We start from the raw sequence: 22892 nt of genomic DNA, 5'->3' as shown, positions 1-22892 counted from the left end.
GGGGGCGCCGGGCGACGCCGGAAGACATCGAGCAACACCAGCACCGGCTGCGGGAGGCCCACGGCATGCGCGAGGACTATCAGGCGCTGATCGACGAGGTCTCCCAGCTGCTGGGCACCCCGGCCACGTTGGAGGGCCGGGACTTCTCGCTGATCGCCTTCGGCGCGCACGAGGGCGGGGACGACGAGGAGCAGGCGACCGGGCCCGCGCTGGACTCGGTACGCACCCGCACCATCCTGCAGCGCCGCTCCACCCCGGCCGTGCGGGCCTTCTTCGAGAGCTACGGCATCGCCCGGGCCGACGGCCCCGTCCGGATCCCTCCCGACCCGGCGGCGGGGGTGGTGCACGGCAGGATCTGTCTTCCGGTGCGCGACCGCGGGGTCGTCCACGGCTACATCTGGCTGCTGGACGACGGCCGGCTGGAGCTGACCGATCCCCGGCTGGCCGCGGCGATGGCGGTCGCCGGCCGCACCGGCGCCCAGCTCGCGGCGGACTCCCGCGCCGAGGAGCGGACCGCAGGGCTGCTGCACGCCGCGCTCGCCGAGCGCGGCGGGGCCGCACGGGACGAGGCGGTCGCCGGGCTGCGCACGGCACTGGGCGAGGCCGCGTCCGGGACGTTGGTGCTGGTGGCGGTGTTGCCGTGGCCCGAGGAAGAGGACCCGGCCGCGGCGCCGCCGCCCGCCGCACTCCCCCGGCTCGCGGCGCAGTGCGTACGGGACGGCGCGCTGGCCGCGCTCGTTCGGCTGCGTACCCCGCACGGTCTGGAGGCGGCCCGTACGGCGGCCGACCGGCTGCTGCGCTCCCCCGGCCGGCCCGCGACGCCCCCGGCGGAGCCCGAGGGCGCCGCCCGGCCGGGCCCCACCGCCGGGCTGAGCAGCCCCCGTACCGACCTGGCGGACCTGCCCGCCGCCTGGCGCGAGGCCCGCGCCGCGGCCCGGGCGGCAGCCGCCGCCTCCCGACCGGGCGCCCTCGCCGAGTGGGACACCATCGGCCCCTACCGCATGCTCACCGGCATCCCCCGCACCCCCGGCTCCCCACCCGATCCCGCCGTACGGGAACTGCTGCGCCCCACCCATCGCGAACTGGCACGGACGGCGGAGGTCTTCCTCGACTGCGCAGGCCAGGCGGGGCGGGCCGCCGCCGTGCTCGGCATCCACCGGCAGACCCTCTACTACCGGCTCTCCCGGGTGGAGCGTCTCACCGGGCTCGACCTGGACGAGGGCGAGGACCGGCTCCTTCTCCACATGGCGTTGAAGACCGAACGCCTGGGCTGAGGCCCGCGCCCCGAAGGGGCGCGGGGAACTGCGCGCCAAGCCACACCCCACCCGCACCCTGCGGATATCAGGCAGGGGCACCCCCTGGCCGGAAAAGGCGAGGGCGGGACTCGCTCACTCCGTGAGGTTGACCGCCCGGGCGTGGGTGGCGCCGATCTCCTCGGCGATCTCGCCCAGCACCGTGGCGCCGATCGTGTCGTCGACGGTGAGCGCGACCAGCGCCTCGCCGCCCTCCTCCGCGCGGGAGACCTGCATACCGGCGATGTTGATGCCCGCCTCGCCCAGGATGCGGCCGACGGTGCCGACGACGCCGGGCCGGTCGCTGTAGCGCAGGAAGGCCATGTGGTCGGCGACGGCGAGGTCCACGCCGTGCTCGTTGATGGCGACGATCTTCTGCAGGTGCTTGGGACCGGACAGGGTGCCGGAGGCGGAGACCTCCTCACCGTTGGCCAGGGTGCCGCGCACGATCACCACGTTGCGGTGCTCGGCGGACTCGCTGGAAGTGGTCAGCCGCACCTCGACACCGCGCTCCTGGGCGAACAGCGGAGCGTTGACGTAGGAGACCGTCTCGTCCACCACGTCCTCGAACACGCCCTTGAGCGCGGACAGTTCCAGCACCTTGACATCGTGCTGGGTGATCTCGCCGTACACCTCGACATCCAGCCGGACGGCGACCTCGCCGGCCAGCGCGGTGAAGATCCGGCCCAGCTTCTCGGCGAGCGGCAGCGCCGGGCGCACGTCCTCGGCGATGACCCCGCCCTGCACGTTGACCGCGTCGGGGACCAGCTCACCCGCCAGCGCCAGCCGCACCGATTTGGCGACCGCGATGCCCGCCTTCTCCTGCGCCTCCCCGGTGGAGGCCCCCAGATGCGGGGTGCACACGACCTGGTCGAAGGCAAAGAGCGGGGAGTCGGTGCACGGCTCGGAGGCGTACACGTCCAGGCCCGCACCCGCCACGCGGCCCTCCTTGAGCGCCGCGGCCAGCGCCTCCTCGTCCACGATGCCACCGCGCGCCGCGTTGACGATGCGCACGCTGGGCTTGACCTTGTGCAGCGCCTCGTCACCGATCAGCCCGAGGGTCTCGGGGGTCTTGGGCAGGTGGACGGTGATGAAGTCCGCCACCTCCAGCAGCTCGTCCAGCGAGAGCAGCTTGACGCCCATCTGCGCGGCCCGTGCGGGCTGCACGAACGGGTCGTAGGCGACGACCTTCATCCCGAACGCCGACATGCGCTGGGCCACCAGCACCCCGATCCGGCCGAGGCCGACGACGCCGAGCGTCTTCTCGCTCAGCTCGACCCCGGTGTACTTGCTGCGCTTCCACTCGCCGTTCTTGAGCGCGGTGTTGGCCTGCGGGATGTTGCGGGCCGTCGCGACGAGCAGCCCGCAGGCCAGCTCGGCGGCGGTGACGATGTTGGAGGTCGGCGCGTTGACCACCATCACGCCTGCCTTGGTGGCCGCGGGGACATCCACGTTGTCGAGCCCGACGCCGGCGCGGGCGACCACCTTGAGCTTCTTCGCCGCCGCGATGGCCTCGGCGTCGATCTTGGTGGCGGAGCGGACGAGGACGGCGTCCACATCGGCGAGAGCGGGGAGGAGTTCGCCCCGGTCGGCGCCGTCACAGTGCCGGATCTCGAAATCCGGGCCCAGCGCGTCGACGGTCGCGGGCGACAGCTCTTCGGCGATGAGTACTACGGGCTTGCTCACGTGGTCTCCAAATTCTTGGGACGGCGCGTTTTCCCTGCGGATTCCCTGCGGGGGCCGGGGGTCCCTCCCGGACGGGGTCCGGGGGAAGGGCGGAGGGCGGAGGGGCAGACGCACGACGCTGTGAGCCTGTGGCTCAGCAGTCTATCGAGGGTCCCGCCCCCGATGTGGGCGCTTTGGGTCCACACCGGTGTGGGCGGTCGGGCCGCCGGGGGGAACGACCGCCCACAACAGGGCGTGCGGGTTACTTGTCCTCGTCGACCCAGCTCATCAGGGAGCGCAGCTTCTTGCCCGTGGTCTCCAGGAGGTGGTCCTGGTCGGCCTTCTTGTACTCGTTGTACTTGGGCAGGCCGGCGTTGTACTCGGCCATCCAGTTGTTGGCGAAGGAGCCGTCCTGGATCTCGCCGAGGATCTTCTTCATCTCGGCGCGCGTCTGCTCGTTGATCACCCGCGGGCCGGAGGTGTAGTCGCCCCACTCGGCGGTCTCGGAGACGGACCAGCGCATCTTCTCCAGGCCGCCCTCGTACATGAGGTCCACGATCAGCTTCAGCTCGTGGAGGCACTCGAAGTAGGCGATCTCCGGCTGGTAGCCGGCCTCCACCAGGGTGTCGAAGCCCGCCTTGACCAGCGCGGCCGTACCGCCGCACAGCACAGCCTGCTCACCGAACAGGTCGGTCTCGGTCTCCTCGGTGAAGGTGGTCTTGATGACGCCGGCCCGGGTGCCGCCGATGGCCTTCGCGTACGACAGCGCCAGCGCGAACGCGTTGCCGCCGGCGTCCTGCTCGACGGCCGCGATGCACGGCACGCCGCGGCCCTCCTCGTACTGGCGGCGGACCAGGTGGCCCGGGCCCTTGGGAGCGACCATGCACACGTCGACAGAGGCCGGGGGCTTGATGAACCCGTAGCGGATGTTCAGACCGTGGCCGAAGAAGAGGGCGTCGCCGTCCTTGAGGTGCGGGGCGATCGACTCCTCGTAGACCTTGGCCTGGACCGGGTCCGGAACCAGGACCATGATCACGTCCGCTTCCTGGACGGCCTCGGCGGGCGTGGTCACCCGCAGGCCCTGCTCCTCGGCCTTGGTCCGGGACTTCGAGCCCTCGTGCAGGCCGACCCGGACGTCGACGCCCGAGTCACGCAGGGACAGCGCGTGGGCGTGGCCCTGGCTGCCGTATCCGAGGACCGCGACCTTGCGGCCCTGGATGATGGACAGATCGGCGTCGTCGTCGTAGAACAGCTCGGCCACTTGGGGATTCTCCTTGTGCTGATGATTGGTGCTGCCCAACCTATGACGGCCGGGCGGACGGGGTCGGTCAGGGGCGCTCGATCACGCGGAGCGTTCCAGCGCGCGCAGGCTCCGGTCGGTGATGGAGCGGGCGCCGCGCCCTATGGCGATGGTGCCGGACTGCACCAGTTCCTTGATGCCGTACGGCTCCAGCATCCTCAGCATCGCCTCCAGCTTGTCGGCGCTGCCGGTGGCCTCGATGGTGACGGCCTCCGGGGAGACGTCGACGGTCTTGGCGCGGAAGAGCTGGACGATCTCCACGATCTGGGAGCGGGTCTCACCCTCGGCACGGACCTTGACGAGAACCAGCTCGCGCTGGACCGCGGAGGAGGGCTCCAGTTCGACGATCTTGAGGACGTTGACCAGCTTGTTGAGCTGCTTGGTGACCTGCTCCAGCGGCAGGTCCTCGACGTTCACCACGATGGTGATGCGCGAGATGTCGGGGTGCTCGGTCACGCCGACGGCGAGCGAGTCGATGTTGAAGCCGCGGCGGGAGAAGAGCGAGGCGATCCTGGCCAGGATGCCGGGGGTGTTCTCCACCAGCACGGAGAGGGTGTGCTTGGACATCGTTGGAGTGCCTTTCCGTTCCTGCGTTCCCGGTCAGTCGTCGCTGTCGCCGAAGTCGGGGCGGACGCCGCGGGCCGCCATGACCTCGTCGTTGGAGGTGCCTGCCGCCACCATCGGCCAGACCATGGCGTCCTCGTGGACGATGAAGTCGACGACGACCGGCCGGTCGTTGATGGCGTTGGCCTTCTCGATGACAGCGTCGAGCTGCGCGGGGTCCTCGCAGCGGATGCCGACGCAGCCCATGGCCTCGGCGAGCTTCACGAAGTCGGGGACACGGGTGCCCCGGCTCGGCTCGCCCTCCTCGCCGTTGTGCAGGACGGTGTTGGAGTAGCGCTGGTTGTAGAAGAGGGTCTGCCACTGGCGGACCATGCCCAGGGCACCGTTGTTGATGATCGCCACCTTGATGGGCGCGCCGTTGAGGGCCGCGGTGACCAGCTCCTGGTTGGTCATCTGGAAGCAGCCGTCCCCGTCGATGGCCCACACCGCGCGGTCGGGCATACCGACCTTGGCGCCGAGGGCCGCCGGCACGGCGTAACCCATGGTGCCCAGGCCCCCGGAGTTGAGCCAGGTGGCGGGCTGGTCATAGGTGACGTAGTGCGCGGCCCACATCTGGTGCTGGCCGACGCCCGCAGTGAAGATCGTGCCCTCCGGGGCCAGCTCGCCGATGCGCTGGATGACCTGCTGCGGGGCCAGGGAGCCGTCCTCGGGCAGGTCGTAGCCGAGCGGATAGGTCTTGCGCCAGCGGTCCAGCAGGGCCCACCAGTCGGCGTAGCGGTCGCCGGGCTCGCCGGGGTGCTCGGCCGCCTCGGCCTGCAGGGCGACGACGAGGTCGGCCAGCACCTCGCGGGCGTCGCCGACGATGGGCACGTCGGCCGCGCGGTTCTTGCCGATCTCGGCGGGGTCGATGTCGGCGTGCACGATCTTGGCGTGCGGCGCGAAGGAGTCCAGCTTGCCGGTGACGCGGTCGTCGAAGCGGGCGCCGAGGGCGACGATCAGGTCGGCCTTCTGCAGCGCGGTGACGGCGGCCACGGTGCCGTGCATGCCGGGCATCCCCAGATGCTGCGGGTGGCTGTCGGGGAAGGCACCGATGCCCATGAGGGTGGTGGTGACCGGGGCTCCGGTCAGCTCGGCGAGCACCTTCAGTTCGGCCGTGGCGCCGGCCTTCAGGACGCCGCCACCGACGTAGAGCACCGGACGGCGGGCCTCGGTGAGCAGCTTGGCGGCCTCGCGGATCTGCTTGCCGTGCGGCTTGGTCACCGGGCGGTAGCCGGGCAGCTCGGCGGTGGGCGGCCACTGGAAGGTGGTCCGGCCCTGCAGCGCGTCCTTGGCGATGTCCACCAGCACGGGGCCGGGGCGGCCCGTGGAGGCGATGTGGAACGCCTCGGCGATGGTCCTGGGGATCTCGTCCGGGTCTCTGACCAGGAAGTTGTGCTTGGTGACCGGCATCGAGATGCCGCAGATGTCGGCCTCCTGGAAGGCGTCCGTGCCGATGGCGCCGGAGGCGACCTGACCGGTGATGGCGACCAGCGGCACGGAGTCCATATGGGCGTCCGCGAGCGGGGTGACCAGGTTGGTGGCGCCGGGGCCCGAGGTGGCCATGCAGACGCCGACCTTGCCGGTGGCCTGCGCGTAGCCGGTGGCCGCGTGACCCGCGCCCTGCTCGTGACGGACCAGGACGTGCCTGACCCGGGAGGAGTCCATCATCGGGTCGTAGGCGGGCAGGATGCATCCACCGGGGATGCCGAATACGGTGTCGGCGCCGACTTCCTCAAGAGCACGGATGAGGGACTGGGCGCCCGTGATGCGGGGGGCTGCCTGGGCCGGAACGGAGTTGGACTGTCCGCTGTTGCGGGCCCGCGGCTGCGGTTTCGGGGCCCCGGTGGCCTGTTCGGTCATCGGCTTATCTCTTCTCGGAGAGTGAGGGTTGACGCTCGTTTTGGGCGGTTTTTTCCAGCTGCTGCTGGTTCGTGCTCAGGTGCTGATGCAACAAAAAACCCCTCGTGCCGTGAGGCAAGCGAGGGGAGCGCGCCGCTGGTGGTCGCGGGATGAGTGGGTCCCGCGGTCAGCCGACGCGCTGTCCAAGTACGAGAATTCGGGTGCGCATGGCACTGACCTTCTCCCCGTCAAGCCCCGGGTGTCAAGTGTGTGGGACGGCCGTCTCAGCATTTGGGCGACGCCGGCGAGTGCGTCAGCTGGTCCGCCACCCCCTCCTGCTGTGCGGGCAGCGTGCCGGCGCCCCGCGCGACGGGCAGCGCCCCCGCGACGGCCACGGCCGCGTCCCGGCCCTCGGGGTGCTCCTCGCCGTACCCGGAGGCCCCTCCGCTGCGGGTGGACTCGGGCACCGCGTAGACCCCGCGGGCGAGCGCCCCACGCAGCCGGTGCTCGTCCAGCGGCCCGGAGAAGACCGCACCCTGACCATGGGTGCAGCCCATCTCCCGCAGCAGCGTGGCCTGCTCCGGCAGGTCGACGCCCTCCGCGACGGTGGTCAGCCCCAGGTCCCCCGCGATCCGCAGCAGTCCGGAGGTGATCTTGCGCTGCCGGGTGGACTCCAGGATCCCGTCCGTCAGTCCCCGATCCAGTCGCAGGATGTCCACCGGCAGCCTGCGCAGCGCCGAGATCGCCGCATAGCCGCTGCCGAAGCCGTCCAGCGAGATCAGCACCCCCAGCCGGCGCAGCGCGGTGAGCCGCCGCTCCAGCTCGTCCAGCGGAATGCGCGGATCGCTGTCCGACAGCTCCAGGATCAGCGCTCCGGGCGCCCCTGGCACCCCAGCGTTGGCCGCGGGGGCACCCAGCGCGGTACCTCCCGTGGGACCGGGTGCCGCCGCCAGCCCGTGCCGGGCCAGCAGCGCGCCGATGCTGCGCGGCTCCATGCCCGGCTCGGTCAGCCGCCGCGCGGGCAGCCGTACGGTCACCGGTGCGCCGTACCCGGCACGCTGACGCGCTGCCGCTTGCTGAACCGCCTCCTCCAGCAGCCAGCGGCTCACCTCGGCGGCCCGCTCGCCGCCGGCCCCGCGCGCCTCCCGCGCCGAGGCGCCCTCGGTGCGCAGGAACTCCGCGGGAGTGAACAGGATGCCCTGGGCCGAGCGCCAGCGCGCCTCGGCCGCGATGGCAGTGATCTTGCCGCTGGCCAGCTCCACGATCGGCTGGTGCAGCAGTGCGAACTCGCCGTCGTGCAGCGCGCTGCGCAGCCGGGCCGCCAGCTCCGCCCGCTTGACCACCTCGGCCTGCATCTGCGGCGCGTACAGCTCCACCCGGCCCTTGCCCGCCTGCTTGGCGCGGTACATGGCCAGATCGGCGTTGCGCATCAGGGCGCTCGGCGTGATGCCGGGCTCCGCGAAGGCGATGCCGATGGAGGCGGCGACCCGCAGCTCCGTGCCGTCGACGCGGTACGGGTCGGACAGGGTGATCCGCAGCCGGTCGGCGATGTCGTGGATGCGCAGCTCGCGCTCGGCGTCCGGCATCCGTCCGGGCTCGCCGTCGCCGCGGATCAGCACGGCGAACTCGTCGCCGCCCAGCCGCGCCGCGGTGTCGCCGGAGCGCACGGAGTCGTGCAGCCGCCGCGCCGCCTGCACCAGCAGCTCGTCGCCCGCCTGGTGCCCGACGGTGTCGTTGACCGCCTTGAAGCCGTCCAGGTCGATGAAGAGCACGGCCGTGCCGCAGTCGCCGCCGCGACGACCGCCGATGGCCTGCCGGACCCGCTCGGTGAACAGCGCCCGGTTGGGCAGGTCGGTGAGTGCGTCGTGCGAGGCGTTGTGCTGCAACTGCGCCTGCAGTCTCACCCGTTCGGTGACATCCCGGCTGTTGAAGATGAGCCCGCCCTGGTAGCGGTTGACCGTGGACTCGACGTTGAGCCAGTGGCCGTCACCGTGCCGGAAGCGGCACTCGATACGGGTGCTGGACTCCTGGTCCGCCGAGGTGGCCAGGAAGCGGCGCAGCTCGTGGTTGACCTGGCCCAGGTCCTCGGGGTGGACGAGGGAGGACAGCTCGCAGCCCTCCATGTCCTCCGCTTCCCGCCCGTAGACCCCGGCCGCCGCCGGTGAGACGTAGCGGAGCAGGCCCGTGGCGGCGGTGATCATGATGACGTCGCTGGAGCCCTGGACGAGGGAGCGGAAGTGGTTCTCCTTCTGCGCCAGCTCCCGGGTCAGTGTGATGTTGTCCAGCAGCATGATGCCCTGGCGCAGCACCAGCGCGAGGACGACGGTGCAGCCGGTGTAGAGGACGACGCGGTCGATGTCGTGGCCGTCCACCGAGTTGTAGAGGATGCCCAGCGTGCACACGGCGGCCGCGAGATAGGGCGTCAGCGCGCTCAGCGAGCCGGAGATGGGCCGACTGGGGTGGGTGGCCCGCGCCTCGGCCTGCCGGTCCGTTGCGGCCATCGGCTGAGCGGGAACGAGGTCCGCCTTCCCCTTCTTGTCGTCGGTGGCGTTTCTGCTGCCCTTGCGGGTCTTGCCGACCCATGGTGCGTAGGCGAGGAGCAGCGAGCCTGCGAACCAGCCGGCGTCCAGCAGCTGTCCGGAGGCGTAGTGCTCGCGCAGCATCGGCGAGGTGAACAGCGCGTCGCACAGCACCGTGAGGGCGAGCGCCCCGATCGCGGTGTTGATGGCGCTGCGGTGCGCCGAGGAGCGCCGGAAGTGCAGCGCCAGCACCATGCTGACGAGCACGATGTCCAGCAGTGGATACGCCAGGTTCAGCGCCGCCCTGGCCACCGAGTCGCCTGCCCAGTAGGACGTGTGGGCCAGCGCCAGCGACCAGGAGAGGGTCAGCAGCGAGCCGCCGATCAGCCAGGCGTCGAGGCTGAGGCAGACCCAGCCGGCGCGGGTCACCGGGCGTTTGGCGAGCACCAGCAGTCCGACGATGGCGGGCGGCGCGAACAGCAGGAAGCAGAAGTCGGCGAGGGAGGGGCGCGGCACCTGCTGGCCGAGCACCAGTTCGTACCAGCCCCATACCCCGTTGCCGAGCGCCGCCATCAGCGAGGAGACCCCGAAGAGCACCCACGCCGGACGGCTGGCCTCCAGCCGGGCGCGCGCGGCCGACTCGTAGGCGTCCGCCGCCTGGGCGGCCTCCCGCCGCTGAGTGCGCGCATACCACAGGCACGAGCCGCCGGCCAGCAGTGCGGCGGCGCTGAGTCCGAAGTCGCCCATGAAGACGGCGACGGTCTCGGAGCCCCAGCCGCAGGCGGCGCCCACGGCGTAGGCCGCGCAGACCACGATGAGCGCCAACTGCGGCAGCACCACCACGCGTCCGCCGGTGTCGGAGCCTCCTCCGCACGGCTCCGACGAGCTCGACCGTGTCGGCCTGGCAGATGTTCCGCTCCAGTACGGGCCCCGCCTGGGGGCCGCTTCATGGGTGGTCATCGCGCCACCCCTGGAGACGGGGGCCACTTGACGGAGCCGGCCCGGCCGTTGCGGGACGCGCTCGGCGGGGTGCCGCAACGCGGGGGTTGTCCTTGGAAGTCGGGATGTCCGCAGGCGCTGTCCTTGCGTCCCGCGCGGCAGTTCGTCCGTTGATCGTGCATTCGCCCGTCGCCCCCCTCGTGTCCGGGTTTCGCCCCCCGCTCGGGACGATACACCAGGTTCGTCACTCAGGGACATAGTCCCAATACAGACCGTAACCATAAGAGGGAAGCTCGGTACAGGGTGCAGTCGTACGCATCCGTAGAGTGGCCCCTGACGGCCTGAGGGTGTTTACCGGAACTACGCCACGGCCATCGTGTTCTCCAGCTCCTCACCGGCCGCCCAGCGCCTCAGCTGCGCGACGAGCAGCCTTCTGGCACGGGGGTGGAACGCGGAAGTGATCCCTCCGAGGTGCGGAGTGATCAGCACACCGGGAACCCGCCACAGCGGGTGGTCCTTGGGCAGGGGTTCCGGATCGGTCACATCCAGCGCCGCCCGCAGCCGCCCCGGAACGCCGTCTTCCGCCCCCAGGGCAGAGGCGGGGGTGCCGGTCTCGGCCAGCAGCGCCTCGGTGTCGACCACGGCCCCGCGCGCCACGTTGACCAGCAGCGCCCCGTCCTTCATCCGGGCGAGGAAGTCCGCGTCGACCAGACCGCGGGTCTGATCGGTCAGCGGGGTCGCCACTATCACGACGTCGGCCAGCGGGAGCAGTTCGCCGATCTCGCTCAGTGGCCGAACCGGACCCAGCGGAGCGTTTCGCGCCGAGCGGGCGACACGGTGCACGGCGGCCACCTCGAAGGGCAGCAGCCGCTGCTCGACGGCCTCGCCCACCGCGCCGTAGCCGACTATCAGTACCGTGCGGTCCGCGAGCGCCGGGCGGAACCCCGGCAGCCACTCGCCGCGGTCCTGCGCACGGACACATCCGGGCAGGTCACGCAGGGCGCCGAGGGTGAGCGCCAGGGCCAGTTCGGCGGTGCTCGCGTCGTGCACACCGCGGGCGTTGCACACCCGCGTTCCGGTGGGGAGGCGTGGGATGGCGGAAGCGATGTGGTCGATCCCCGCGGTGAGGGTCTGGACGACCCGCACACCCGTCATCCGCGCGAGCGGCCGTACGGCGACCTCGGCACCCACGTAATAGGGGACGACGTAGAAGGCGCAGTCGGCCGGGTCCGCGGGGAACTCCTGCTCCCCGGCCCAGTAGCGGTACGTCAGGGTGTTGGGCAGGCCCTCGACGCTCTCGGGCGGGAGCGAGAGCCAGATCTCTGTCGCAGCAGCCATGGGGAGAGACTAGTCGGCGGACCGCGCCGGCAGGTCCGGGGTGTCCCCCGGACCAGGCCCGGAGGACGGTGTGACAGAAGCAAACGTGTGTGGCACCGGGGGCAACCGTTACGTTGGGGGCCGTCCGGGAGGGAGCGGGAACCAGGTGGAGCGCAGGACAATCGGTGCGGCAGCTCTCGGCGTGGGCGCCGTGGGCCTCGGCTGTATGCCGATGAGCTGGGCGTACTCCACCTCCGAGCAGCACGGTGAGAGCTCGCTGCGCGCGGTGCACACCGCGCTGGACGCGGGGATGTCGCTGCTGGACACCGCCGACATGTACGGCCCCTTCACCAACGAGCTGCTGATCGGGCGGGCGTTGAAGGAGCGGCGCTCCGAAGCGTTCGTCTCCACCAAGTGCGGACTGCTGGTGGGCGAGCAGCACATCGTCGCCAACGGCCGGCCCAGCTATGTCAGACGCGCCTGCGACTCCTCGCTGCGCAGGCTGCAGACCGAGGTCATCGACCTCTACCAGCTGCACCGCGCCGACCCGGAGGTACCGGTCGAGGAGACCTGGGGTGCGATGGCGGAGCTGGTGACGGCGGGCAAGGTGCGCGCGCTGGGCTTCTGCGCGGTGGGCGCCCGCGCGGACCGAAGGGCGGGCGCCGGTATCCACGACGGGACCATACGACAGCTCGAACGTGTCCAGCAGGTCTTCCCCGTCAGCGGCGTACAGGCCGAACTGTCGGCGTGGTCCCGCGAGGCGCTGGAGACGCTGCTGCCCTGGTGCGAGGCGCGCGGCATCGGGTTCCTCGCCGCGATGCCGCTGGGCAACGGCTATCTGACCGGCGCGCTGACCACCGGGGGCGGTTTCGAGCCCGACGACGTACGGGCCCGGCACCCCCGCTTCACCGCCGAGATGATGGCCGCCAACCAGCCCATCGTCGCCGGTCTGCGCCGGGTGGCCCGACGCCACGGCAACGCCACCCCCGCGCAGATCGCCCTCGCCTGGGTGCTGGCCCAGGGCCGCCATGTGGTGCCGGTTCCCGGGACGAAGAAGGCCCACTGGGTCGCCGAGAACGCCCGCGCCGCCGACCTGGCCCTGACCGCGGAGGACCTGGCCGAGATCGCGGCCCTCCCTCCGGCGCAGGGCTCCTGGGAGTGAGGCCCTCGCGGACCCGGGCAGCGCGGGGAACCGGCCGGTCCCCGCGTCCCACGGGCGGGGACGGGGGACGATGTGGTCCCCTGTGGGAGGGAGCCGCTTGCCGAGGATGAGGAGTCGCAGCGTGCGACGTAGGACGGGTGTGAGCATCGGGATGGCCTGTGCGCTGGCGCTGAGCGCGGGATGTTCCGGCGGAGACGGGGACGGCGACGCGGGGGCCGAGCCCTCCCGGGGAGAAGGGCGCTCCAGCGCCGCCGCCACGCCCCGCGCCGCACCCGCCAAGGGCTCCGTGAAGGTCGTCAAGACCCTCACGACCGGGCTCAAGACCCCCTGGGGCCTCGCGCAGCTGCCCGGCGGCGATCTGCTGGTCTCCTCACGCGATACGGGGGAGATCCTGCGCGTCGACGGCGACAGCGGCAAGAAGACCGAGGTCGGCACCGTGCCGGGCGTGGAGCCCGGTGGCGAGGGCGGGCTGATGGGGCTGGCCGTACCGCCGGACGGGGCGCAGGCCGGGAAGATGGTGTACGCGTACTTCACCTCCGCGTCCGACAACCGCATCGTGCGGATGGTCTACGACGACAAGAAGGAACCCGGCGAGCAGCTCGGCGCCCCGGACACCATCCTCAAGGGCATTCCCAAGAGCCAGCTGCACAACGGCGGACGCATCGCGTTCGGCCCGGACAAGATGCTCTACGCCGGGACCGGCGACTCCGGCGACGGCGAACTCGCCCAGGACAAGGACTCGCTGGGCGGCAAGATCCTGCGGATGACACCGGAGGGCGAGCCGCCCGGGCGCGGCAACCCCGAGCCGGACTCGGTGGTCTACAGCTGGGGACACCGCAATGTGCAGGGGCTGGGCTGGGACCGCGACAAGCGGCTGTGGGCCTCCGAGTTCGGCCAGGACACCTGGGACGAGCTCAACCTGATCGAACCGGGCGAGAACTACGGCTGGCCGGACGCCGAGGGCAAGAGCGACGACAAACGCTTCCGCGACCCGGTCGAGCAGTGGCGCACGGCCGAGGCGTCACCCAGCGGACTGGCCGTCGCCAAGGGTTCGGTGTGGATGGCGGGACTGCGCGGAGAGCGGCTGTGGCGCATTCCGCTCAAGGGCGGGGAACCCGCGGCGGCCCCCCAAGCGTTCCTGAAAGGAAAATACGGACGGCTCCGGACGGTCGTCGCCGACCACGGCACCGGTGGTGGCGACGGACTCTGGCTGGTCACGAGCGAGACGGACGGACGTGGCTCACCGGAGAAGGGGGACGACCGCATCCTGCGTCTCCAGGTGCGCTGAGGGTGGTCGGATGTTCAACCTGATCGAGGAGCTGTTCTCGCCGAACAGCAAACACGCGGACGACGAGCAGCGGCGGCTGGAGCACACCCGGGTGCAGGAGGGCAGCAACGACCCCGGCAAGGGGCCGATCGACCTGACCTCCGGCCAGGTGCTCATCCGTCCACCCGGGCAGCGGACCGAGCCGGCGCTGTGCCCCGGGCCGCGCCCGGAGCCGGAGCCGCCGCGGCCCGAGCGGCGCTCGGCGCCCCCGGGGCGCTGAGCCCGCTCGCGCCGACCAGCCGCAGCCGGAAGGCCATCGCCGCCGCCTCACCGCGCGTCGCCACTCCCAGCTTGGCGAGGATGTTGGAGACGTGCACGCTCGCCGTCTTCGGCGCGATGTGCAGCTGTTCGGCTATCTGCCGGTTGCTGCGCCCCTCGGCGACGAGCTCCAGCACGCCGCGCTCGCGCCGGGTGAGACCGAACGACTCGGCGGGGTCGGCGGGCACGGGCGCCGTCGGCCGCGCCCGGTCGTCCTCCGCCGCTCCCCCGCGGCCCAGCGTGATCCGTGCGCGTACCGCGAGCTGTTCCGCCTCGGTCCGCAGCGGCGCGGCACCCAGCCGTTCGGCGACCGAGTGGACCTGCCGCAGCAGCTCCTCCGGGCGCGGGGAGCCCTCATGCGATGTGCCCCCGCCCTCCAGCAGCGCCTCGGCCCAGCGCAGCCGGGCGCGGGCCAGCGGAAGAGGCCGGCCCACCGGTTCCAGGGCCAGCGCCGCGGCCTCCCACGGCTGCGGCTCGTTCCGCCCCTCCGCCCGCTTCAGCTCGGCCTCCAGCAGCAGCGCGTAGCCCTCCCACACCGGTGCGGGCCGGGGCAGCTGCCGGGCGGCGCGGCGCACTTCGGCCAGCACCGGGCCCCGCCCCCGCTCCGCGTCCGGCAGACCGCGCAGCTCCGCCTCCCAGGACGCGGCGGCGTACAGCAGGGCCCAGGCGTGCGGGTGGGCGCCCGGCGGGAAGCCCTCCCGCAGTGCCGAGGCCAGCTCGGCGCGTGCGGTGTCCAGTTCGCCGCGCTCGGCCGCCAGCACCATGGTGAAGTACCGCAGCGCTACCACCTTCTGCGGCTCGTTGGCCGGGGAGGAGCCCATGGTGGCCACCGCTTCCGCCACGGCGGTCTCCAGCCCCGGCAGGTCCCCGCGGTCACGGGCCAGCCGGGCCTGCAGCAGCGCGACCCAGGCGCGTACGTCGGCGACGCGCGCCGCGTCCCTGGCCCGGTCGAGGAGTTCGGCCGCCCGCTCCCACTCCCCCGTCGACAGCAGTGCCTCGGCCTGTCCGGCGAGGGCTCCCGCATAGGAGTTGGGGCGCCCGCGCTCCTGGGCGACGCGGGCCGCGCGGGCCGCCTCCTCGGCCGCCTGCGCCGAGCGGCCCACCGCCTCCAGTTCGACGGCGATGTTGATGGCGGCGCAGGTCATCACGGAGGTGACCCCCGCCTCGCCCGCCTCGTCCCGCGCCCGGGCCAGCTCGGCCAGGCCTTCCTCCAGATCGCCGGATTCGGCGAGCAGGGTGCCGAGGGTGACCCTGGCCTCCAGTTCGATGGCGGTCGCACCGACGACCCGGGCCAGCTCTACCGCGCGCACGGCCGTGGCCAGCGCCTCCCGGCCGGGACGGTGGACCATGCCCCAGCTCGCGGCGCTGGAGAGCACTTCCGCGTGCACGGCCGACGGCGGAAGCCCGCGGACCAGCTCCTGGGCCTTGGCGATCTGCTCCCATCCGTCGCCCTTGCCCATCTCCTCCAGCAGCAGCCCCCGCTTCAGCTGGAACCAGGCGGCGGTCAGCGGGTCCTTCGCCTCGTCCAACCGGGCCAGCGCACGGCGGGCGAGCACCTTGGCACGCGCCACATCACCGCTGATCCGGGCGGCGACGACCGCCTCGGCCAGCACCTCGACGAAGGACGGCGGCCGGGTGAAGGGCTGGGTACCGTCCCCCGCCCGAGCGGCCGGGAACGTCCGCGGGACGCGCAGCGCCGGCAGCGCGGCCCTGGCCTCCTCGGGCACCTCGTCCCACAACTCGATGACCCGCTCCAGCAGCTGGTGCTCCTCGGCGTACGCGTGCCGGTGCCGGGCCGCGACCGAGGCGGAGAGCGCGGCGGGCAGCGCCCGGGCCGCGTCCCGGCTGCGGTGCCAGTAGTGCGCCAGGCGCGCCAGCCGCTCCTCGGCCCGCACCAGCGACGGGTCCGCCTCCAGCGCCTCGGCGTAGCGGCGGCTGATCCCGGCCAGCTCGCCGGGGAGCAGGTCCTCCCGTACCGCCTCGCGCAGCAGGGCGTGCCGGAACAGATAGCCGGAGCCGTCCTCGGTCGGGCGCAGCACATTGGCCCCGACCGCCGAGCGCAGGGCCTCCAGCAGCGCGTCCTCGCCCAGCCCGGCGACAGCGGCCAGCAGGGGGTGCTCGACGGTCGATCCCCCGCCCGCTGCTAGCCGCACCACGCGCTGCGCCGGCTCGGGCAGCGCTTCGAGGCGGACGAGCAGCAGGTCGCGCAGCGAGTCGCTGATCGCGCAGGCGGCCTCGGTGGCGGTCAGCTCCTCGACGAAGAAGGGGATGCCCTCGGAGCGGCGGAAGATCTCCGCGGCGAGTTCACTCGCGGGCTCGGTGCCGTTGATACCGGTGATCTGGTCGCGCACCTCTGCCCGGGTGAGCCGGGGCAGGTCCAAACGCAGGACGGTACGCAGCCGGTCCTGCTCGGCGAGGAAGGGGCGCAGCGGGTGGCGGCGGTGGATGTCGTCGGTGCGGTAGGTGGCCAGCAGCACCAGCCGGCAGGCGCGTACGGAGCGGAAGAGGTAGCCGAGCAGTTCGCGGGTGGAGCGGTCGGCCCACTGCAGATCTTCGAGGGCGACGACCAGAGTGCGGTCGGCGGCCAGCCGTTCCAGCAGCTGGGCGGTCGCCTCGAACAGCCGGGCACGTCCGCCGTCGGCGCCGTCGTCGTGCTCCTCGCGCAGCGGCGCCGTCGGCCCCGGCACCGCCAGGTCCGGCAGCAGCCGGGCCAGTTCGGCTTCCCGGCCCTCCGCGGCGGCTGCCAGCGCGGCGGGCGGCACGGCGCTGCGCAGACCGCGCAGCGCCGTGGTGAAGGGCGCGAAGGGGAGGCCGTCGGCGCCCAGTTCGAGACAGCCGCCGAGGGTGGTGACACCGCCGGACGCGCGGGCCCGGGCCAGGAACTCCTCCAGGAGCCGCGTCTTGCCCACACCCGCCTCGCCACCGAGGAGCAGCGCCTGGGGCGCGCCGTTGTCCGCTACGGCGAGGGCCTCGGTGAGCGCGGCGAGTTCGGCGGTGCGGCCGACGAAGACGGGGCTGACTGTGGTTTGCAGGGGCACGTCGCTCAGCATGGCATCCGGCACCGGCCCAGGGCACCTGTCTTGTCTGCGGGCGAACGCCTGCCGGCGGTGCGGACGGCCGCGCTCATGCCGCCCGGACCCACACCGGTCCGTTCTCGTCCCGGCCGCGGCGACCGCGGCGGAACCAGGAGCGAGCGGTGCCCCGCTGCTCCCGGCGGGCGGCCCTGGCCATACGGACCAGCCGCTCGTGCTCCGCCTCGCGGCGCAGGTCGTCCATGCGGTAGTGGTGCCGGCTGTTGCTGAGGTCGTACAACATGACGGTGGCCCCCTCGGGGAGTGGTGCGGAATGGCGTACTCCCACACTGCTTCCTGAGGAGGTCCCGGCACATCGGGCAACTGCCCCGTCCTGGCGGCCCGGGAGCCTTAGGCCGGCCCGCTGCCGGCCCTAGACCACCGGGCAGGGCGCGTAGGTACCCTCGCCCGCCCTCACTGGCCGGCCGAGGGCACCTCGGGCTGCGCAGCGAACAGGTCGAAGTACATGCCGCCCGCGACGACGAGGCCGATCAGGCCGAGCACCACTCCGCCCAGCGCGACCGCCTTGACCCAGCCGCGCGCCTCGGGACGGCCGCTGAGCGTCGCCAGCAGCAGACCGCCCACCACGAGCGCGAGGACGGCGAAGATCCCGTTGACCACGGCGGCCGTGTGCCAGGGTGCGCCGTACAGAGCGTTGACCTGGTCGGCCGCCGAGCCGCCGGAGCCCTGGGCGTTGCTCTTGATCTGCCCGAGGAGGCTCTTGCGCTCGCGCAGCATCTCGCTGAAGGAGGTGCCGGTCAGCGAGGCCAGGCCGAGACCGGCGCTGACGACGGCGAAGGCGCCGCCCGCCCAGTCACTGCGCCGGCCTGCCGCCCGGCCCTGGGCGTCGAGTCCGGCCTCGTCGTCGCCGTCGCCGTCATAGGAGTCGTCGGCGTTGTCATCGGCGTCGGCGGCATTGTCGGCGTCGGCGTTGTCGGCGTGGGCGTCGGCGGCTTCCTTGCCGCGCAGGCCGTCGGCCGGTCGGGCAGGTGTCTCCTCCGCCGCGACCGCCTCGTCGGCCGGCTCGTCGGCGGGGGACTTCTCAGTCGTGGTCTGCGTGGTCTTCGTGCTTTCGGTAGCCATGGGCGGTCACCGTAGGGGCGGTTTCTGAGAGACCGATGAGAGACCCGGCGCGCTGTCCCACCAGCGGTACGTCCACGCTCGCCGGGGCCTCGGCGTCGCCGTCCTCATGGCCGCTGGTGTCCGGCTCGATGCTCAGGCGCGGCAGCCGTCGATCCAGCCACTGCGGCAGCCACCAGTTGGCGCCGCCCAGCATGTGCATCAGGGCCGGCACCAGCAGCGTACGCAGCACGAACGCGTCCAGCGCCACAGCAGCCGCCAGGGCGATGCCGAACATGGCGATGAGCCGGTCACCGCTGAGCACGAAGCCACCGAAGACGGAGATCATGATGACCGCCGCAGAGTTGATCACACGGCTGGTCTCCGAGAGGCCCACCCGCACGGCGCGTCTGTTGTCACCGGTCAGCCGCCATTCCTCGTACATCCGGCTGACCAGGAAGACCTGATAGTCCATGGACAGCCCGAAGAGCACCGAGATCATGATGACCGGCAGGAAGGGCTCGATGGGCCCCGCGCTGCCCAGACCGAGCAGCTCGCTGCCCCAGCCCCACTGGAAGACGGCGACCACGACTCCGAAGGCGGCGGCGACGGCCGCGATGTTCATGACCGCGGCCTTGACCGGGATGCCGATGCTGCGGAACGCCAGCAGAAGCAGCAGACAGCCGAGCCCGATGACCACACCGGCGAAGAGCGGCAGCTTGCCGACGATGATGTCGGCGAAGTCGTCGTGGCCCGCGGTCGTCCCGCCGACCAGGACCTCCATGGTCGAGCCCTCCTCGGCCTGCGGCAGCACGTCGCTGCGGAGCCGGTCCACCAGATCCGAGGTCGAACGGGACTGCGGGGAGCTGTCGGGCACGACGGTGATCACACCCGTGTCGCCGCTGCCGTTGAACTCGGGGCCGCTGACCTGGGCGACACCCGGGGTGTCCCGGATCTCGCCCCGCAGGTGGTCGAAGGCCAGCTTGTCGCCGGCCCCGTCCAACTCGCCCACCAGCGTCAGCGGGCCGTTGGTGCCCGGCCCGAAACCGTCCGCGAGCATGTCGTAGGCCTGGCGGGTGGTGCTGGCTGCCGGGTCGTTGCCCTGGTCGGAGGTGCCCAGGTGCAGCCCGAGGGCGGGCAGCGCGAGCACGGCCATCAGTACCGCGGCGACCGCACCCAGCAGCCTGGGATGCCGCTCCACGAAGGCCGACCAGCGCATGGCGAAGCCCGTGGGCCGGTCGGGGCGCGGACCGTGCTCGGTCAGCTGTCGCCGCTCACGGCGGCTGAGCGCCCGCATCCCGATGAAGCCCAGCAGGGCGGGCAGCAGCGTGATGGAAGCGGCCACGCTGAGCAGGACGGTGAGACAGGCGGCGATCGCCACTCCGTTGAGGAAGTCGAGCCGCAGGATGAACATACCCAGCAGCGCGATGCAGACCGTGGCCCCCGCGAAGACCACCGCGCGTCCGGAGACCGTCACCGCGCGGCGCGCGGCCTCGACCACCGGCAGCCCGGCCCGCAGCCCCCGTCTGTGCCGGGTGACGATGAACAGCGCGTAGTCGATACCGACGCCCAGCCCGATGAGCATGCCCAGCATCGGCGCGAACTCCGCCACGGTCATCACCTGGCTGAGCAGTCCGATGCCGGCCGCCGCCGTGCCGACCGCGACGACCGCCGTGATCAGCGGCAGAGCGGTCGCGGCGAGCGAGCCGAAGGCGAGGAAGAGGACGACGGCGGCCGCCGCCAGCCCGATGGCCTCGGCCAGGTGCGCCTTGGGGGCCTCGGCCGCCGCCACGCCGGAACCGCCCGCCTCGGCCTGCAGACCGATGTCCGCGTCGGAAGCGTCCTGGATGGTCGCCACGACGCGCTGGACCTTCTCCTTGCCGAGCTCGTCGGTGGGCTTGTCGAAGGTCAGATCGGCGTAGGCCGTGTGCTCGTCCTCGCTGATCTGTCCCTCGCCCTGCGGGCTGTAGGGGGACTGGACGGAGGCGACGCCGGGCAGCTGCTCGACCTCGCGCAGCGTCTCGGCCATCCGCTCCTGGACGGCGGTGGCGCGCACGGTCGTCCCGTCCGTCTGCCACACGATCGTGTCACTGCCGCCGGCCCGGTCGGGGAAGGCGCTCTCCAGGCGCTGCGCCGCCTGGCCCGACTCGGTGCCCTGGGCGCCGTAGTCGTCGGAGTAGGAGCTGCCGATGAGTGACGAGGCCGTCACGGCGCCGCCGAGCGCGGCGAGCCAGAGCAGCAGAACGATAAGGCGGCGCCTCAGGCACCAACGGGCAAGTGCGGTCACGGGCGGTCGCCTGCTCCCGGGTGTCGTACGGGCACGGGGTGGGGGGTGCGGCGACCCCTGTCCGCCGCAGCTGGATCTCCCGGTCGAAGGCGCCGGGAGGAGTGGGGTCCGAGGCAATCGAACACCTCGCCTCAAGGACCGCTTTCCTGCAGAGTGCCATCCCGAAAAGATCGATTGCGGCCTTTGTGGCGATACCCACAATGCCTGTGGCTCGGCATCTCCCCCTGTAACCGCCCCCTCACGACAGGGCGGCCGGGCCGGTGTGTCCAGCCTGTGCCGCACCGTTACGCGGATACGCGGATACGCGGTCTTCCGGCTCGCCCCGCGGGTGGGCGGTCACCCCGGCGCGGGCACCGGGCAGCATGCGCGGAGTCCGTACAGAGCGCCGGGGAACACTCCTGGTCCCACGGTCGTAGGTACCCATTAGCCTGTGGGAGCCGTCCCGCGACCGCACCGCGGTGGTGGAACGGCCGAACGCAGGCCGCATGGTCGAAGCACGCACCGCACGGGATGGGGGACGGTCGTTACGTATGCCCAGGGAATTGCAACGCGGCCACAAGGCCAAGATCAGTGATCTGACGGCGGGCACGGATCTGTACGTGGGCGTACAGATCGCCGGAGCCGGACTCTCCTTCGACATCAGCTGTTTCGGGCTGGACGAGCAGGAACGGCTCTCCGACGATCGCTATTTCATCTTCTTCAACCAGCCCAAGTCGCCGGAGGAGTCCCTGCAACTCCTCGGGGCGCAGGCCGGGGACACCGAGTCCTTCCGGGTGACGCTGGAGCGCATCCCGCAGCAGGTGCAGCGGCTGTCGTTCACCGCGACGATCGACGGAGCGGGCCAGATGTCGCAGGTCGGGCCCGGTTACATCCGACTGGTGGCGGGCGGCGAGGAGGTGGCCCGCTATCCCTTCGACGGCTCGGAGTTCTCCACCGAGCGCGCCGTGATGCTGGGGGACATCTACCGGAAGAACGGCGTCTGGCGGTTCGCCGCGATCGGACAGGGCTTCGACGGTGGGCTGGACGCGCTGCTGAAGCACTTCGGCGGCGAGGTGCTGGAGGAGGAGCAGCCGCCCGAACCGCAGGCAGCGCCCGGTTTCGCGCCACCGGGAGGGGGCGCGCCGCCGCAGCAGCCCGCGCCCGGCTTCGCCCCTCCGCCGGCTCCCGCGCCGGAGCCCCAGGCGGCTCAGCCCCCGGCTCCCGCCCCGGCGCCTGCCCCGGCTCCGGCTCCGCAAGCCCCGGCCCCGCAGGCTCCGGCCCCGCAGGCTCCGGCCCCGCAGCCGCAGGTGGCCCAACAGCCCCAGGTGCCGCAGCAACCGCAGATGCCGCAGCAGCCGTACACGCCCCAGCAACCGCAGCCGCAGCCCCAGCCGGTGGCGCCGGACGTCCATGGGGCGCCCACCATGACCGGCCCCGTCCAGCCGCCCCAGGCCCCACAGCCGCCGCAGCAATACCAGCAGCACCAGCCGCCCCAGCCCCAGCAGCCCGGGCCGCCCGGACCCCCCGGACCCCCCGGTGGGCAGCAGCTCTCCAATCCGTTCGCCCAGCAGGCGCCGGGCGGCGGCTACGCCGCCCCGCAGATTCCACAGGGCCCGGCGGCGGGCATGGGCGCGGTGCTGCAGAAGTACCACGAGCTGCCGACCGGCCAGCGCTGGACGCTGCAGAATCCCTCCCTCGTCCGTGCGGACATCGGCGTCGACGGCCAGCCGGTGCTCGCCAAGCAGGGCAGCATGGTGCTCTACCAGGGGAAGGTCGACTTCTCCTACAAGGGCGCCGGGTTCACCGGCCGTGTGGTCGGCAACGCCACCGGCCAGGAGATGCAGCTGATGCGCTGCAGCGGCCGCGGCCAGGTGTTCTTCGCCGAGAACGCGGCGCACGTCCACCCGGTGGAACTGCAGGGCGACGCGATCTGTGTCTCGGCCGACAACGTGCTCGCCTTCGACGAGTCGCTGCAGCACGAGGTCCGCCGGATCGAGGGCCACGGCATCCCCGGTGGCGCGCTGTTCACGATGCAGTTCACCGGTACCGGCACCGTGGTGGTCAAGACGCAGGGAACCCCTGTCGTCCTCCCCGTCACCCCCACCACGTTCGCCGACGCCCAGTCGGTGGTGGCGTGGTCGGCGGCGGCGCAGGTCATCGTCACCAGCCAGGTGCGACTGCACCGCAACGCCTACCCGGGGCACAGCGGGGAGACCGTGAACCTCCAGTTCCGCGGTGCGCCCGGCAACTTCATCGTCGTCCAGCCGTACGAGGT

General features: G+C 72.3%; 15 protein-coding genes. 5 read left to right on the top strand and 10 right to left on the bottom strand.

Features of this window, described 5'->3' with window-relative positions; all coding sequences use genetic code 11:
- Nucleotides 1–65 precede the first annotated feature (65 nt).
- Nucleotides 66–1274, top strand: coding sequence for a PucR family transcriptional regulator (locus JW613_RS34235; protein ID WP_209214984.1), 1209 nt, complete (start codon nt 66–68; stop codon nt 1272–1274).
- Between the two features lie 114 nt (nt 1275–1388).
- On the opposite strand, the gene serA is transcribed toward JW613_RS34235, so the two are convergent.
- The 6 genes from serA to JW613_RS34205 all read right to left on the bottom strand — a co-directional run bounded on the left by serA (nt 1389) and on the right by JW613_RS34205 (nt 11495).
- Entirely contained in the window at nt 1389–2978 is a 1590-nt protein-coding gene (serA, locus tag JW613_RS34230; protein WP_099884519.1) for a phosphoglycerate dehydrogenase, read from the bottom strand.
- Nucleotides 2979–3219: 241 nt separating this feature from the next.
- Nucleotides 3220–4218: a ketol-acid reductoisomerase gene (ilvC, locus tag JW613_RS34225; RefSeq protein ID WP_209214982.1), complete on the bottom strand. Its 999-nt coding sequence runs from the start codon at nt 4216–4218 to the stop codon at nt 3220–3222.
- 81 nt (nt 4219–4299) lie between these two features.
- Nucleotides 4300–4824, bottom strand: coding sequence for an acetolactate synthase small subunit (gene ilvN / locus JW613_RS34220; protein WP_099884516.1), 525 nt, complete (start codon nt 4822–4824; stop codon nt 4300–4302).
- A 33-nt stretch (nt 4825–4857) separates the two neighbouring features.
- Complete coding sequence (locus tag JW613_RS34215; protein ID WP_209214980.1) at nt 4858–6720, bottom strand: acetolactate synthase large subunit; 1863 nt, start codon at nt 6718–6720, stop codon at nt 4858–4860.
- 263 nt (nt 6721–6983) lie between these two features.
- Complete coding sequence (locus JW613_RS34210; RefSeq protein WP_245226836.1) at nt 6984–10178, bottom strand: putative bifunctional diguanylate cyclase/phosphodiesterase; 3195 nt, start codon at nt 10176–10178, stop codon at nt 6984–6986.
- 339 nt (nt 10179–10517) lie between these two features.
- Nucleotides 10518–11495 carry a 2-hydroxyacid dehydrogenase gene (locus JW613_RS34205; protein WP_209214976.1) on the bottom strand — a complete coding sequence of 326 codons (978 nt, stop codon included), beginning with the start codon at nt 11493–11495 and terminating at the stop codon, nt 10518–10520.
- A 145-nt stretch (nt 11496–11640) separates the two neighbouring features.
- On the opposite strand from JW613_RS34205, the gene JW613_RS34200 reads away from it, so the two are divergent.
- The 3 genes from JW613_RS34200 (at nt 11641) to JW613_RS36205 (ending at nt 14183) form a co-directional block, all read left to right on the top strand.
- Nucleotides 11641–12636, top strand: a complete 996-nt coding sequence (locus JW613_RS34200; protein ID WP_209214969.1) for an aldo/keto reductase — start codon at nt 11641–11643, stop codon at nt 12634–12636.
- 106 nt (nt 12637–12742) lie between these two features.
- Complete coding sequence (locus tag JW613_RS34195) at nt 12743–13924, top strand: PQQ-dependent sugar dehydrogenase (RefSeq protein WP_209214966.1); 1182 nt, start codon at nt 12743–12745, stop codon at nt 13922–13924.
- A gap of 10 nt (nt 13925–13934) precedes the next feature.
- Nucleotides 13935–14183 (top strand): DUF6191 domain-containing protein, encoded by a 249-nt coding sequence (locus JW613_RS36205; RefSeq protein ID WP_245226834.1) that lies wholly within the window; start codon nt 13935–13937, stop codon nt 14181–14183.
- Here JW613_RS36205 and JW613_RS34190 read toward each other — a convergent pair.
- From JW613_RS34190 to JW613_RS34175, 4 genes are all read right to left on the bottom strand, one after another.
- On the bottom strand, nt 14077–17271 hold the full coding sequence (locus tag JW613_RS34190) for a helix-turn-helix transcriptional regulator (RefSeq protein WP_209215035.1): 3195 nt from the start codon (nt 17269–17271) through the stop codon (nt 14077–14079). The two genes, JW613_RS36205 and JW613_RS34190, sit on opposite strands and share 107 nt — an antisense overlap.
- Before the next feature lie 73 nt (nt 17272–17344).
- The gene (locus JW613_RS34185; protein WP_209214964.1) at nt 17345–17536 is read right to left on the bottom strand and encodes a hypothetical protein; all 192 of its coding nucleotides are present in this window, start codon (nt 17534–17536) and stop codon (nt 17345–17347) included.
- Between the two features lie 170 nt (nt 17537–17706).
- Nucleotides 17707–18375: a hypothetical protein gene (locus JW613_RS34180; RefSeq protein ID WP_209214962.1), complete on the bottom strand. Its 669-nt coding sequence runs from the start codon at nt 18373–18375 to the stop codon at nt 17707–17709.
- Nucleotides 18335–20638 (bottom strand): MMPL family transporter, encoded by a 2304-nt coding sequence (locus JW613_RS34175; RefSeq protein ID WP_209214960.1) that lies wholly within the window; start codon nt 20636–20638, stop codon nt 18335–18337. The genes JW613_RS34180 and JW613_RS34175 overlap by 41 nt, the downstream gene beginning before the upstream one ends.
- Before the next feature lie 530 nt (nt 20639–21168).
- On the opposite strand from JW613_RS34175, the gene JW613_RS34170 reads away from it, so the two are divergent.
- The coding region (locus JW613_RS34170; RefSeq protein WP_209214958.1) for a TerD family protein at nt 21169–22892 on the top strand (1724 nt) is incomplete at its 3' end.

Source organism: Streptomyces smyrnaeus (assembly GCF_017676345.1).
In the GTDB taxonomy this organism is placed as follows: domain Bacteria; phylum Actinomycetota; class Actinomycetes; order Streptomycetales; family Streptomycetaceae; genus Streptomyces; species Streptomyces smyrnaeus.
Note: the sequence above shows the minus strand (reverse complement) of the source record. Positions and strands in the feature narration are given on the sequence as shown.

What these genes read in the sequence shown, in the direction of transcription:
- JW613_RS34235 (WP_209214984.1), top strand. Translation starts at nt 66, where the DNA reads ATGCGCGAGGACTATCAGGCGCTGATCGACGAGGTCTCCCAGCTGCTG.
- ilvN (WP_099884516.1), bottom strand. Translation starts at nt 4,824, where the DNA reads ATGTCCAAGCACACCCTCTCCGTGCTGGTGGAGAACACCCCCGGCATC.
- JW613_RS34215 (WP_209214980.1), bottom strand. Translation starts at nt 6,720, where the DNA reads ATGACCGAACAGGCCACCGGGGCCCCGAAACCGCAGCCGCGGGCCCGC.
- JW613_RS34210 (WP_245226836.1), bottom strand. Translation starts at nt 10,178, where the DNA reads ATGACCACCCATGAAGCGGCCCCCAGGCGGGGCCCGTACTGGAGCGGA.
- JW613_RS34205 (WP_209214976.1), bottom strand. Translation starts at nt 11,495, where the DNA reads ATGGCTGCTGCGACAGAGATCTGGCTCTCGCTCCCGCCCGAGAGCGTC.
- JW613_RS34195 (WP_209214966.1), top strand. Translation starts at nt 12,743, where the DNA reads ATGAGGAGTCGCAGCGTGCGACGTAGGACGGGTGTGAGCATCGGGATG.
- JW613_RS36205 (WP_245226834.1), top strand. Translation starts at nt 13,935, where the DNA reads ATGTTCAACCTGATCGAGGAGCTGTTCTCGCCGAACAGCAAACACGCG.
- JW613_RS34190 (WP_209215035.1), bottom strand. Translation starts at nt 17,271, where the DNA reads ATGCTGAGCGACGTGCCCCTGCAAACCACAGTCAGCCCCGTCTTCGTC.
- JW613_RS34185 (WP_209214964.1), bottom strand. Translation starts at nt 17,536, where the DNA reads ATGTTGTACGACCTCAGCAACAGCCGGCACCACTACCGCATGGACGAC.
- JW613_RS34180 (WP_209214962.1), bottom strand. Translation starts at nt 18,375, where the DNA reads ATGGCTACCGAAAGCACGAAGACCACGCAGACCACGACTGAGAAGTCC.